Annotated in this window: 18 protein-coding genes; 13 read left to right on the forward strand and 5 right to left on the reverse strand. The window is 71.6% G+C overall.

Annotation, left to right across the window (positions count from 1 at the left end; translation table 11 throughout):
- Positions 1-9 precede the first annotated feature (9 nt).
- Together AB0F91_RS38390 and AB0F91_RS38395 are read right to left on the reverse strand one after the other, a co-directional pair.
- Positions 10-1,182 (reverse strand): acyl-CoA dehydrogenase family protein, encoded by a 1,173-nt coding sequence (locus AB0F91_RS38390; RefSeq protein WP_360605893.1) that lies wholly within the window; start codon positions 1,180-1,182, stop codon positions 10-12.
- 44 nt (positions 1,183-1,226) lie between these two features.
- Positions 1,227-1,421, reverse strand: a complete 195-nt coding sequence (locus AB0F91_RS38395) for a hypothetical protein (RefSeq protein ID WP_360605895.1) — start codon at positions 1,419-1,421, stop codon at positions 1,227-1,229.
- Between the two features lie 139 nt (positions 1,422-1,560).
- On the opposite strand from AB0F91_RS38395, the gene AB0F91_RS38400 reads away from it, so the two are divergent.
- The 4 genes from AB0F91_RS38400 to AB0F91_RS38415 all read left to right on the forward strand — a co-directional run bounded on the left by AB0F91_RS38400 (position 1,561) and on the right by AB0F91_RS38415 (position 4,717).
- Positions 1,561-2,445 carry a hypothetical protein gene (locus AB0F91_RS38400; RefSeq protein ID WP_360605897.1) on the forward strand — a complete coding sequence of 295 codons (885 nt, stop codon included), beginning with the start codon at positions 1,561-1,563 and terminating at the stop codon, positions 2,443-2,445.
- A gap of 42 nt (positions 2,446-2,487) precedes the next feature.
- Positions 2,488-3,108: an imidazole glycerol phosphate synthase subunit HisH gene (gene hisH, locus AB0F91_RS38405; protein WP_360606023.1), complete on the forward strand. Its 621-nt coding sequence runs from the start codon at positions 2,488-2,490 to the stop codon at positions 3,106-3,108.
- 61 nt (positions 3,109-3,169) lie between these two features.
- Positions 3,170-3,901, forward strand: a complete 732-nt coding sequence (gene priA / locus AB0F91_RS38410) for a bifunctional 1-(5-phosphoribosyl)-5-((5-phosphoribosylamino)methylideneamino)imidazole-4-carboxamide isomerase/phosphoribosylanthranilate isomerase PriA (RefSeq protein WP_360605899.1) — start codon at positions 3,170-3,172, stop codon at positions 3,899-3,901.
- Between the two features lie 474 nt (positions 3,902-4,375).
- Positions 4,376-4,717 (forward strand): DUF1330 domain-containing protein, encoded by a 342-nt coding sequence (locus tag AB0F91_RS38415; protein ID WP_360605901.1) that lies wholly within the window; start codon positions 4,376-4,378, stop codon positions 4,715-4,717.
- Between the two features lie 10 nt (positions 4,718-4,727).
- On the opposite strand, the gene AB0F91_RS38420 is transcribed toward AB0F91_RS38415, so the two are convergent.
- The 3 genes from AB0F91_RS38420 to AB0F91_RS38430 are packed head-to-tail and all read right to left on the reverse strand — an operon-like array spanning position 4,728 to position 6,566.
- On the reverse strand, positions 4,728-5,114 hold the full coding sequence (locus AB0F91_RS38420; protein ID WP_360605903.1) for a PPOX class F420-dependent oxidoreductase: 387 nt from the start codon (positions 5,112-5,114) through the stop codon (positions 4,728-4,730).
- A gap of 19 nt (positions 5,115-5,133) precedes the next feature.
- Positions 5,134-6,060 carry a hypothetical protein gene (locus AB0F91_RS38425; RefSeq protein WP_360605905.1) on the reverse strand — a complete coding sequence of 309 codons (927 nt, stop codon included), beginning with the start codon at positions 6,058-6,060 and terminating at the stop codon, positions 5,134-5,136.
- Positions 6,057-6,566, reverse strand: a complete 510-nt coding sequence (locus AB0F91_RS38430) for a sigma-70 family RNA polymerase sigma factor (RefSeq protein WP_360605907.1) — start codon at positions 6,564-6,566, stop codon at positions 6,057-6,059. Before AB0F91_RS38430 ends, AB0F91_RS38425 begins: the two co-directional genes overlap by 4 nt.
- A gap of 77 nt (positions 6,567-6,643) precedes the next feature.
- On the opposite strand from AB0F91_RS38430, the gene AB0F91_RS38435 reads away from it, so the two are divergent.
- The 9 genes from AB0F91_RS38435 (at position 6,644) to AB0F91_RS38475 (ending at position 11,965) form a co-directional block, all read left to right on the forward strand.
- Positions 6,644-7,084 carry a transcriptional regulator gene (locus AB0F91_RS38435; RefSeq protein ID WP_360605909.1) on the forward strand — a complete coding sequence of 147 codons (441 nt, stop codon included), beginning with the start codon at positions 6,644-6,646 and terminating at the stop codon, positions 7,082-7,084.
- Positions 7,081-8,166: an FAD-dependent oxidoreductase gene (locus tag AB0F91_RS38440; RefSeq protein WP_360605911.1), complete on the forward strand. Its 1,086-nt coding sequence runs from the start codon at positions 7,081-7,083 to the stop codon at positions 8,164-8,166. Before AB0F91_RS38435 ends, AB0F91_RS38440 begins: the two co-directional genes overlap by 4 nt.
- A gap of 58 nt (positions 8,167-8,224) precedes the next feature.
- Complete coding sequence (gene hisF / locus AB0F91_RS38445; RefSeq protein ID WP_360605913.1) at positions 8,225-8,998, forward strand: imidazole glycerol phosphate synthase subunit HisF; 774 nt, start codon at positions 8,225-8,227, stop codon at positions 8,996-8,998.
- Entirely contained in the window at positions 8,995-9,360 is a 366-nt protein-coding gene (gene hisI / locus AB0F91_RS38450; RefSeq protein WP_360605915.1) for a phosphoribosyl-AMP cyclohydrolase, read from the forward strand. The genes hisF and hisI overlap by 4 nt, the downstream gene beginning before the upstream one ends.
- Positions 9,357-9,719, forward strand: coding sequence for a DUF1304 domain-containing protein (locus AB0F91_RS38455; protein ID WP_360605917.1), 363 nt, complete (start codon positions 9,357-9,359; stop codon positions 9,717-9,719). Before hisI ends, AB0F91_RS38455 begins: the two co-directional genes overlap by 4 nt.
- Before the next feature lie 154 nt (positions 9,720-9,873).
- Positions 9,874-10,248, forward strand: coding sequence for a hypothetical protein (locus AB0F91_RS38460; protein ID WP_360605919.1), 375 nt, complete (start codon positions 9,874-9,876; stop codon positions 10,246-10,248).
- Between the two features lie 362 nt (positions 10,249-10,610).
- Positions 10,611-10,910, forward strand: a complete 300-nt coding sequence (locus AB0F91_RS38465) for a hypothetical protein (RefSeq protein WP_360605921.1) — start codon at positions 10,611-10,613, stop codon at positions 10,908-10,910.
- On the forward strand, positions 10,907-11,068 hold the full coding sequence (locus AB0F91_RS38470) for a hypothetical protein (protein ID WP_360605923.1): 162 nt from the start codon (positions 10,907-10,909) through the stop codon (positions 11,066-11,068). Before AB0F91_RS38465 ends, AB0F91_RS38470 begins: the two co-directional genes overlap by 4 nt.
- Positions 11,069-11,173: 105 nt before the next feature.
- On the forward strand, positions 11,174-11,965 hold the full coding sequence (locus AB0F91_RS38475) for a DUF3592 domain-containing protein (RefSeq protein WP_360605925.1): 792 nt from the start codon (positions 11,174-11,176) through the stop codon (positions 11,963-11,965).
- The last annotated feature ends 101 nt before the right edge of the window (positions 11,966-12,066 follow it).

Genomic DNA, 12,066 nt, shown 5'->3' on the forward strand with positions numbered 1-12,066 from the left:
TTCGGACGGTCAGCGGAACGCCGCGATGCCCGTGACCGACTGGCCCAGCGACAGCGCGTGCATCTCTTCGGTGCCCTCGTACGTCAGCACCGTCTCGAGGTTCGCCATGTGCCGCATCACCGGGTACTCCAGCGAAATCCCGTTGGCGCCCAGCATCGACCGGGCGGTGCGGGCAACGTCGAGCGCCGAGCGGACGTTGGCCAGCTTGCCGAAGCTCACGTGGTTGTGGTGCAGCTGGCCGGCGTCCTTGAGCCGGCCGATCTGCAGCGCGACGAGCCCCGAGCGGTTGACCTCGACCAGCAGGTCGGCCAGCTTGCGCTGCGTGAGCTGGAAGCTCGCCAGAGGCTTGCCGAACTGCTCGCGCGAAAGCGTGTAGTCCAGCGCCGCTTCGTAGCACGCGCGGGCCGCGCCGACGACGCCGAACAGGATGCCGTAGCGCGCTTCGTTGAGGCAGGACAGCGGGCCACGCAGGCCGCGCACCTCCGGGAACGCCGCGGATTCCGGCAGGCGCACGCCGTCGAGTACGAGCTCGGCCGTGAGCGACGCGCGCAGCGACAGCTTGTGTTTCACCTCGTTGGCGGTGAAGCCCGGCGTCGACGTCGGGACCACGAAGCCGCGGATGCTCTCGTCGGTCTGCGCCCAGACCACGGCCACGTCGGCGACGGTGCCGTTGGTGATCCACATCTTCGTGCCGGTGAGCACCCAGTCGGAGCCGTCGCGCACCGCGCGGGTGCGCATGCTGCCCGGATCGCTGCCGGCGTCGGGTTCGGTGAGGCCGAAACACCCCAGTGCTTCACCCGCGGCCATCTTCGGCAGCCACTCCTGCCGGTGTTCCTCGCTGCCCCAGCGGTGGATCGCGAACATCGCGAGCGAGCCCTGCACGGAGACGAAGCTGCGCAGGCCGGAATCGACGGCCTCCAGTTCGCGGCACGCGATGCCGTAGGCCACCGCGCTCGTGCCGGCGCAGCCGTAGCCCTCCAGGTGCATGCCCAGCAGGCCGAGCTGCCCGAAGCCCTTGGCCAGGTCGCGCGCGGGCAGCGAGCCCGACTCGTACCAGTCGGCCACGTGGTCGAGGAGCTGGTCGCGGGCGTAGTCGCGGACCGCGTCCCGGATGGCCCGATCCTCGTCGGCCAGTCCTGCGTCGAGATCGAGGAAGTCGTGTGGATCCGGGTTCTTGCTCATCGGCTGCTCCTACTGGCTCGCGTCGACGCGGTGCCAGCAGGAAATCACAGATGACCCCGGTTCCAGTGCGTGGGATTCATCACGTTCTCTTTGCGAGCGTCACGAGAACGACATGCGTTGACTTGTGCACGGGAGGGCTGCGGAGGGATCACCAGTGTCGTGAACTGCGGAAACGGCACGCTGTTGATGTCGTCGCGCCACGCTTCGAACATCTGGCAGAGGAGGTCCGACTCGGACATGTCTTCCTCTTCCCTTGTCCGGGGGCGCCGGCGGCGCCTCAGCCGAACGGGTGAATACCCAGCGGGGCCTCCGGTGAAACGGGGTCGCGTGCAAAAATTCGCGGCCGCCGCCAAGGTCACGTTCGCGAAGGAGCGAACCATGCGTCTGTCGACGTCGGCGGCGAAAGCCCTCGTACTCTCCACCGCGGCCCTGCTGGGCTGCGCCACCTTCGCCTCGGCGAGCCCCGCCGCCTCCCTCGGCGGCTGGCACCAGGTGGGCAAGACCGCGGTCGCCAACTCGATCAGCGGCGAAGGCATCACCACGCTGCGGCTGCCGGGCCGGGCACCGCAGACCGTGTACCGCAACGGCACCACGATCCCGCAGCCGCTCAAGGACGAGGGATGGGGCCACGTCGGCGACCCCGACTCCCTGCGCGGATACACCTTCGACGTCTACCAGGACACCGTCACCACCCCGCCGGTGTCGAAGATGTACCTGGTCACCTCGCCGTCCGGGCAGACCACGCAGTTCGTGCACCCGCTCGCGGCCGATGAACCCGCGGCCAACGCCAACGCCCAGGTCGCGGTGAGCCCCGACGGCCAGTGGCTCGTCTCGGGCGCGCTCGGCGAGGCGACGGAGCTGTTCGTCTCGCCGACGCCGTTCCTCAACCGCCGCGCCCCGCGCGTGGCCGGCGACCTGCCGCTCGCGGCGCGGATCCACCTCGACGACCCGATCCGCGCGGCCCAGGGCTGCGACTTCGTCTCGGCGACGCGCCTGTTTTGCGCGACGTCGGACTCCAACAACGACCTGTACCCCGCGAGCTACCAGCTGCTGCAGGTCGACCTGCAGCACGCGCTCACCGGCCACGACGTGCGGGCGCACGTGAAGGAGCTCGGGCAGCTGCCGCTGTCGAGCACCTGCGCCGGCGCGTTCACCCCGGAAGGCGTGGACTACGACGCGCCGACGGGCACTCTGCGCGTGGAGGTCGTGCCGCCCGCGCCCTGCAACACCGTGACGGACGTCTACTCCTTCCGCCGCGGCTGACGTGTGCGCCCATCCCGGGACTACGCTTGAGGTGTGTCTCGTGTGGTGATCCTCGACTACGGTTCCGGCAACCTCCGCTCAGCCGAACGCGCCGTCGCGCGCGCCGGCGCCGAGGTGGAGGTCACCGCCGACCCGCATGCCGCGCTCGAGGCCGACGGGCTGGTCGTGCCCGGGGTGGGAGCCTTCTCCGCCTGCATGGCGGGGCTGCTCGACGTGCACGGGCACCGCATCATCGGCAAGCGCCTCGCCGGCGGCCGTCCCGTGCTCGGCATCTGCGTCGGCATGCAGATCCTCTTCAGCCGCGGCGTCGAGCACGGCGAGGAGACCGAGGGCACGGGGGAGTGGCCCGGCACCGTCGAGCGACTGCACGCCGACGTGCTTCCGCACATGGGCTGGAACACCGTCCGCGCGCCCGCGGACTCACAGCTGTTCGCCGGCCTCGACCCGGACGAGCGCTTCTACTTCGTGCACTCCTACGCGGCGCGCGAGTGGGAGCTGGAGTCCGGCCTGGCGGGGCGGCAGCCGAAGGTGACCTGGGCCAACCACGGCGAGGACTTCGTCGCGGCAGTGGAGAACGGCCCGCTCTGGGCCACGCAGTTCCACCCTGAGAAGTCGGGCGACGCGGGCGCGAAGCTGCTGCGCAACTGGCTGGCCACTCTCTAGTCCGGTGCGGTAGGTCGGCCCGGTGGTTCGGCACCGTGACCGGCGCCTTTACGCTGTCGCAGTGACTTTCACGCTCTTTCCCGCAGTTGATGTGGCCGATGGCCAGGCCGTCCGACTCGTCCAGGGTGAGGCCGGCACCGAGACCTCCTACGGCAGCCCGCTCGACGCCGCGCTCGCCTGGCAGCGCGACGGCGCCGAGTGGATCCACCTGGTCGACCTCGACGCGGCCTTCGGCAAGGGCTCGAACCGTGAGCTGCTGGCGGAGGTGATCGGCCGCCTCGACGTGCAAGTGGAGCTCTCCGGCGGCATCCGCGACGACGCCTCCCTGGAAGCCGCTCTGGCCACCGGCGCGCGGCGCGTGAACCTCGGCACCGCGGCCCTGGAGGACCCCTCCTGGACGGCCAAGGTCGTCACCACCTACGGCGACCGCGTCGCCATCGGCCTCGACGTGCGGATCACCGAGGCCGGCCACCGCCTGTCCTCGCGTGGCTGGACCTCGGACGGCGGCGATCTCTGGGAAGTCCTGGAACGCCTCGACCGCGACGGCGTGGCCCGCTACGTGGTGACCGACGTCAGCAAGGACGGCACCCTCAAGGGCCCGAACCTCGACCTCCTCCGCGAAGTCGCCGCCCGCACCGACGCCCCCGTGATCGCCTCCGGCGGTGTGTCCAGTGTGGACGACCTGAAAGCGCTGGCCGGACTCTCCTGCGACGGCGTCGAAGGCGCCATCGTCGGCAAGGCCCTGTACGCCGGGGCCTTCACGTTGCCGGAAGCCCTGGCCGCCGTCCGCTGACGCCCCCGCCCCACTCACTCAGCGCCTCCTCACCTCACTCCAATGCGGCGTTGGTTGCGTCCAGCGCACCCAATGTGGCGTTCGTTGCGCTCAACGCACCGAACGCCACATTGGGGCCGCTCTTGCCCCCGCCGAACCGCCGGCCGCCTGCATCACGTCGGTGCCCCCCGGCCGTGCGCGCTCTTGCCCCCACCCAACCCCCACCCGGCAACGCAACCCGCGAACCCCAACCCCTCCCCGCATCCTTGCCCCGGCCGGCCCCCCGATTCTTTTCCCCAACACGGTAGAGACAATCAAAAATCGGGGTGCCCCCCACACCCCGCACACCCCTCGCGCGCTCCTGCACGCCGTGATCGCCTGGATCAAGGCTTGTCAGAACAGCCCTGGTCATTACCCCGCGGGTAATCGACATGCTTACCTCTTCTCGGCAGGATCGGTTCTCGACAGGGAACCGATCCGACCGAGGAGACGGAGATGACCGCCTACGCCATCGCCCACCTTCGCCAGCCTGGTGTGATCCACCCCGAGGTGGGTGAGTACCTGCGGCGCATCCAGTCCACTCTGGACCCGTTCGAGGGACGGTTCCTGGTGCACGGCGCACAAGCGCAGGTTGTCGAGGGAGTGTGGCCGGGTCCGATCGTCGTGATCGCCTTCCCTGACCTGGGCCGGGCCCGAGGCTGGTACGCCTCGCCCGCGTATCGCGAGATCCTGCCGCTGCGCACCGACCACCTGGTGGGTGACGTGGTGCTGGTCGAGGGCGTGGATCCGGGGCACGACCCGGCGAAGCTGTCCGAGGGGCTGAGTGTCGCCCGGTGACCGGGACCGCTCAGCCTTCGTCCAACTTGACCGCGATCCCGATCGTCCTCCGTGGACCACCACGAAGCTTGCTGAAAAACATCGACACCGGCCCCACCAGCGGGTAGTGGCGGCGAAGGGCCTTGCGCACCCGCTCAGTCCCGGCGTCGTCCAGCAGCCGTGCGGTTCCGGCGACCGTGGGCCCATGTGTACGACCGCGAACATCACTCGCCTGGATCTCCACCCGGCCGCTGTTGCGAATCCGCTTTACCTTGCCCGCCTTGCGTTCCGAGTACACCAGCAGCTCAGCACCGTCAATCCCGAACCAAACAGCGGTAGGCACAGCCCGCCCGTCCCGGCGAAACGTGGTGAGAACGACGTACTTCTCACCGGCAAACCGGCTCAGCTCCGTGGGCATGCGCCCACACTAGCCGCGATCAAGACCCCAGCCAGCCGTAATCCGGGACAGGGTCCAACACCACGGCCGCGGCGACGGCCACCAACTCCGCCCGCGGCACCTTCCCCGAAACCGTGAGCCAACGACCCGAAGCCAGCCGCACCGTCACCAGATCCGCCACGGCCGCACCCGGCACGCCGCGCACCATGACCGGCACCGACCCACCGATACCAGGCGAGGCCGCCCCCACCGTGGCTCGCACCGGCCCCGCCTCCAACGTCGTCGTCGCTTCCGCAGCACTCATCCCGCTGACCGTCGTCGCCGTCTCCCGAAGCCCGGCCGGCAGCGGCCCGAACCGCGCCTCCCCGCGAACCGGGATCGGCTCGCTCTCCGAAACATCCTCGGCGATCCGCTGCGCGACCGCCCTCGCCGAGGGCACGGCATCGACCTCGGCCCGCAGCACATGAGTCTCGTCGGGCGACCAGGTCAGCACCGCCGACGTCGTGGAGCCGGTCAGCATCGCGATGCGCCCGTGGATCAGCACCTGGTCACGGAGGGCGGCGATGCGCAGCGCGGTCGCCGACCACTCGGGGTCCTTCGTCGAAAACGCGGACAGTTCGATCCGGCTGGGCCCGGCGAACCACCGGCGTACCTGTGGTGTCGTTGCCGGGCCGGCCGACCGGTACTGCTCGGTGAACCCGGCGGGCAACCACCCCGGCGCATATCCCAGCACAGGCTCACCCGCGGCAGGCGGCACTCGCGAGGGCCACGTGACCACGACCGACACCCCGACAGTCACCGCGACCACCGCGGCGGCCACCGCCACCAACGCCAACCGGGGCCGCCGCCGTGCCTGGCGGGCGCGGACCAGGGCGTTGCGGACTTCGCGACCGTCGGGAGCGCGTTCGGCAAGCCGTTCGAGGCTGTCGCGCAGCAGCGTCTCGGTGTCGCGGGCGGGCTGGCTCATTCTCCGGCTCCGGTCGTCAGGATGGTGGGCAAGGGGCGCGCCGTGTCGCGCAGAGTCGCGAGCGCGCGCGAGATCTGGCTCCGCACGGTGGAGGTGGCGCATCTGAGAACGTCGCCGATCTCCTCGTCGGAGTAGCTCTCGTAGTAGCGCAGCACCAGCGCCGCACGCTGCTTGCGCGGCAGCGTCGCGAGGCGGGCCAGCATCTCGTCGCGCTCGTCGTAGGCCACCGACGGGTCGGCCGCCGGCGGGCTGATCGCGTCGAGTACCTCGTGGCTCGACGGCACCACGCGCCGGACCGCGCGGCGCCGCCAGGACAGGTACTCGTTGGTGACCATCCGGCGCACGTACGTGGGCGGCGAGTCGATCTTCGCCCAGCGCTCCTGGGCCCGCAGCAACACGTCCTGGACGATGTCCTGCGCCAGGTACGGATCGTCGGTGAGGACGGTCGCGTAGCGCAGGAGCCCGTCGAGGCGTTCCGCGACGAACTCGTCGAAGCTGGTGGTCACAATGCACAGACGCGCGAGGGGGCCGTTCTGATGCGTTTCGATCAAATTTCAGCGGTGACTAGCCTATGCTGACCTACATGGACGACGAGGTGCTCGACTGGGTCGAGCGGGTCGCGGGCTTCCTCACGCAGGAGTACGGCCTGCCGCCGATCGCGGGGCGCGTGCTCGGCTGGCTGATGGCGTGCCACCCGCCGGAGCAGTCGGCGGCGCAGCTGGCCGAGGCGGTGGCCGCGAGCCGCGCGTCGCTCACCACGAACCTGCGGCTTTTGCTCGACGCCGGGCTCGTCGGCAAACGGCTCGGTCGCGGCGAGCGCACCGCCTATTACCGCGTGGACGACGACGCGTGGCAGCGCGTGATCCGCCGCCGCATCGCCACGCTGGGCTCGTTCCGCGACATCACGACCGCCGGCATCGAGCTGCTCGAACGCGACGGCGGCCGGGCGGCGCGCGTGCGCAGCGCCGACGCGGCGTTCGCGTGGCTGGCCGAGGAGTTCGCGGACGCGGGTGAGCCGCAGTGAAGGCCGCGGTGGTGGGCGGCGGGATCGGCGGACTGACGGCCGCGATCGCGTTGCGCCGCAGGGGACACGAGGTCACGGTGCTGGAGCGCGCGCCCGAGCTGCGGGAGATCGGGGCCGGGCTTTCCCTGGCACCCAACGCGATGCGGGCGCTCGACGCGTTGGGGATCGGAGAGCGGGTGCGGAAGCACTCGGCGCCCTCGGAGGTCACGGGGACCCTTCGGACGTCCTCGGGCCGCTTCCTGCGCCGGTTCCGGGCCGGTCGGGATGAGCCGCTCGCCGCGTTCCACCGTGCGGAGCTGCATTCGGCTTTGCTGGCGGAGCTGCCGGAAACCATGGTGCGCACGGGAACCGAAGTGACCGAATCGTCCGGAGTGGACGCGGACGTGATCGTGGCGGCGGACGGTGTCCACAGTGGACTTCGCGGCCGGCTGTTCCCCGCCGCGCCCGGGCCCGGGTTCCGCTACACGGCCTGGCGCGGGGTCACCGAACGCGGTGCGGCGCCGCCGGTGCGTGGCAGCTTCACGATGGGCCGTGGCGCGTACTTCATGATCCATCCGCTGCCCGGCGGCCGCGCCTGCTGGGCCCTCGGCGCCGCCGAGGCCACACCCGGCGTGCGCTACCCCGGTGAGCACGCCGAGGTGACCCGCCGCGTCGAGGACTGGTCCGCCGAGGCCCGCGAGCTCGTGGCGGCGACGCGGCCGGACGCCGTGCTGCACAACGACATCCTCGACCTCGATCCGCTGCCCGCGTTCACGAGCGGGCGCGTCGCGCTGCTCGGTGACGCGGCTCACGCCGTGCCGCCGGACCTCGGCCAGGGCGCGTGCCAGGCGATCGAGGACGCCGTGGTCCTCGCCGCCTCGCTGCGGGACCACCCCGTGCCCGAGGCGCTCGCCGCGTACGACGCCGCGCGCCGCCCGCGTGCGGCGTACGTCACGAAGCAGGCGCGCGGCAAGGCGGTGGCCGACACGTCGTCGGCGTGGTGGCTGCACGCGCTGCTGGCGGTGACCGTGCCGCTGATGCCCGCGTCGGTGATCCGGCGGCAGGCCGCGCCCCTGTGGGATTGGACTCCTCCCGTCCTGTGACCGCCCGTGCTCCGACCGGGCGGGCGGACCGTCGCAGGTGGACGGCTACCCTGGTGGCATGGCTGTGGCGGTGAGGGTGATCCCGTGTCTGGACGTCGACGCGGGTCGCGTGGTGAAGGGCGTCAACTTCGCCGATCTGCGCGACGCCGGCGACCCGGTGGAGCTGGCCCGGCTGTACGACCACGAAGGCGCCGACGAGCTGACTTTCCTCGACGTCACCGCGTCGTCGGGTAACCGCGAGACCACCTTCGACGTGGTCCGCCGCACGGCCGAGCAGGTCTTCATCCCGCTGACCGTGGGCGGTGGCGTGCGCTCGAACGACGACGTGAACCGCCTGCTGCGCACGGGCGCGGACAAGGTGAGCATCAACACGGCCGCGATCGCGCGTCCGGAGCTGCTGCGCGAGGCGTCGCGCCGGTTCGGGGCCCAGTGCATCGTGCTGTCGGTCGACGCGCGGCGCGTGCCCGAGGGCGGCGAGCCGACAGCGTCGGGGTTCGAGGTGACCACCCACGGCGGGCGCCGCGGCACCGCCATCGACGCGGTCGAGTGGGCCGCGCGCGGCGAGGAGCTGGGGGTCGGCGAGATCCTGCTCAACTCGATGGACGCCGACGGCACCAAGTCCGGCTTCGACCTGTCGCTGATCGAGCTGGTCCGCCGCGCGGTGCGCGTGCCGGTGATCGCCAGCGGTGGCGCGGGCGCCGTCGAGCACTTCCTCCCGGCCGTGGAGGCCGGCGCCGACGCGGTGCTCGCGGCAAGTGTGTTCCACTTCGGACAGCTGAAGATCGGCGACGTCAAGGGCGCCTTGCGTGAAGGCGGGGTCGTCGTCCGATGAGCCTGGACGCGACCCTGTCCCAGCGGCTCAAGCGCAACGCCGACGGCCTGATCGCGGCCGTCGTCGTGGAGCACTCGACGTCCGACGTGCTGATGATGGCCTGGATGAACGACGAGGCCCTGGAGTCCACCCTCACCACCCGGCGGGCGACCTACTGGTCCCGCAGCCGCCAGGAGCTGTGGGTCAAGGGCGAGACCTCCGGGCACGTCCAGCACGTCCGCGAAGTGCGGATCGACTGCGACGGTGACACAGTGCTCCTGCGCGTGGACCAGACCGGCCCGGCTTGCCACACGGGCACCCACACCTGTTTCGACTCCGCGGAGCGCCTGCTCCTCGCCGACGATAGTGAGAACACCCCGTGACGGTTGTCGCGAACGTGCTGGTGGGACTGGTCGCGCTCATCCACATTTACATCGTGGTGCTCGAAATGTTCCTCTGGACGACCCCGCGCGCCCGAGCGGCGTTCGGCACCACCGAGGCGTTCGCGCAGGAGAGCAAGGCGCTCGCCGCGAACCAGGGGCTCTACAACGGTTTCCTCGCGGCGGCCTTGATCTGGAGTCTCATCGCGACCGACCCGACGGGCTTCCAGTTCAAGCTCTACGGCCTGGCCTGCGTGATCGTCGCCGGCCTGTACGGCGCCGCGACGGCCTCGAAGCGGATCCTGCTGGTGCAAGTGCTGCCGGGTGTCCTCGCGCTGGTATTCGTGCTGCTCGCGCGCTGAGCGCCGATCTGGCCCGCGAGACGCGGCGGCTGCGCGCCGTCGCCTCGCGAGCGTGGGCGCTCGCGGCGCTGTGGTGCCTGGTCTGCGCGGGCGGGCTCGTCGCGGTGCTGGGGTCCTCCATTCGGCGGATACCCTGCTGGCGACCGGCACGCGCGTGCCGGGGACGGTCGTTTCCGCCGCCACCCCGCCGAAGGGCACCCGCTGGATCGACTTGTCCCTCCGTGCCGGCGGCCGCGTGCTGACCGAACGCGTCGACCGCAGCTCCACGGCCGCCTGCACCCCGGGCGAGTCCGTGACGGTGGTCTTCGACCCGGCCGACCCGCCGCGCGTTCGCACAACCGCCGAGGACGGCCTGAGCGAGAACGGCGTCGACTTCGCCTGGATCGGCGTCAGCCTGGTGCTGCTGGCTTCCTGGTTGCCGCGACGGGCTCCGTCGGCTGGTCCCGCCGCTCCCGCGCCGTGCGCCGCACGGGCCGGCACGAGGGCACGGCCACCGTCGTCCTCGCGCCCCGCACCGGCCGCGGCGTGAACGCGCCGTACTTCCACGTGCGCTGCCCTCCGGTGAAGCCATCCGCCTGCGCGCCGTGCCGTCCACACACGGCGCCCGCTTCCTGCGCACCTACACCGACCGGCCCCGCCTGGCTGGGCGGCACGGGGTCGGCGTCGGTGGTCCTCTTCCGCCACGGCCGCGGCGAAGCACCGTACGCCCTGCCGACCGTGGTCGCGCGCGGGTGAGTCGAAACGCCTCGCTGGTCCGCCTCCGCCGGGTCGAGCGGCGCCGATGAGCGCGCCGACGTGGCCTCGGAACGCCCGCGCGCCGGCGGGCCAAGCGGATCGAGGAGCAGCACCGTCGGTGGGACGGCGCGGTTCGCCGCCGTTCCGGCGTTCCGTGTGGACCGCGTGGCGTGGCTGGCCGTGCTGCCCGCCGGGTGCACCGGTCTGCTGCCGGCGAGCGCCGCGGCCGAAGCGCTCCTGATCCACGGTGCCCGCACGGACGGCGAGGTGACGGACGTGAGCGACCGAGTCGTCGCCGTCGACCACGCGCTCGCCGACGTGAGTTCGCGCGCGGAGATCGACCGCCTCTCCGGGCACCGGTACACCGCCGGCGAAATCATGCCGGTGTTCTACGACCCTGCCAACCCGCACACCGCGCGCTTGCGGGACGACGTGAACCTCAGCCGACGGGGATGACGTGGGCGCCCCTCCTCGCCGTCCTCGTGAGCCTGGGCCACGTCACCGTCGAGGCGAAGACCGCCTCGGTCCTGTCCGGCCCGCTGGCCCCCCGCAACGACGAGCCGTACGCGATCCCGCTTCGCCCGACGTCCACCTCGAAGTGGAAGCTCACCTGAACCGGCGGCGAACGCTTGCCGGAGCGCGGGGCGTGGGTCACCGGCACGGTCCTCGCCGTGGGACGGCCGCGGCCGCGGTGCAGAGGGCCGTCGTACGCTTTGGCCGTGGCCCTGGGGAAGACCGATAAGAGCGCCGGTGAACCGCTTCCTGCGCCCTCGACCGCCGTGCCCGGACTGGAAGATCGCGCGCTGCGCCGGCAGTTCTGGCGGGCCGTCGGCTTGGCGGTGCTGTGCGCGCTCGTGGTGCCGGCGTCGGCGCTGGGCATCGGGTGGCAGGGCCTGCGCGCCGACTGGCTCCTCGACCACGGCGACGAGGTCACCGGCAAGGTCGTGGCGGTGGACACGCCCCGGGACGGCGACGGCACGCCCACCGTCACGGTCTCCTACACCGCCGCCGGCGTTCCCGAACAGGCCGAGATCAACCGTGACTCCGACCGCGACTACGAAGTGGGCGAACCGGTCTCGGTGTTCTACGACCCCGACGACCCGGCCCGCGTGCGCACCGCAGACGAACAGAACGTCGGCGACGGCTGGATGGCGGTCTTCTCCATCCCGCTGATCTTCGTGGTGATCCTCCTGCCGTGGACGATCACCCTCGCCGTGGGCTGGGCGCGTCGCCGCCGGCTCGCCGGCCGCACGGGGTGGCGGCCCGTCCGCGTCCAGGCCTACGACCCCGCCGACCACGCGCAGGTCGTCCGCTTCTCTGTCGGCGGCCGTCGGGTGGCCGCTCGCACGACCTCGTTGACGCGAGTGCCTCCTGCCGAGGGGAACCGTCGGGCCGGAGCGAAGGTCGCGGGGTCGGGGCGCCGGTTCGTTCTGGTGCTGCCCAACGGTTCCCGACGCGGCGGCCCGCGCGTGGTGGCCTTGCGCGCGTTCGATCCCCGCCGCGGCGGATGACCGCTGAGGGACCGTCAGCACGCTCGACAGGCCCTCTCGGTTGCCTTCCCCGCCGATGTTCTGGATCGCAGCTTTTTCACTGATGGAACGAGATTTCCCGG

The sequence above is a fragment of the Amycolatopsis sp. NPDC023774 genome (genome assembly GCF_040639695.1).
Taxonomy (GTDB): Bacteria; Actinomycetota; Actinomycetes; order Mycobacteriales; family Pseudonocardiaceae; genus Amycolatopsis.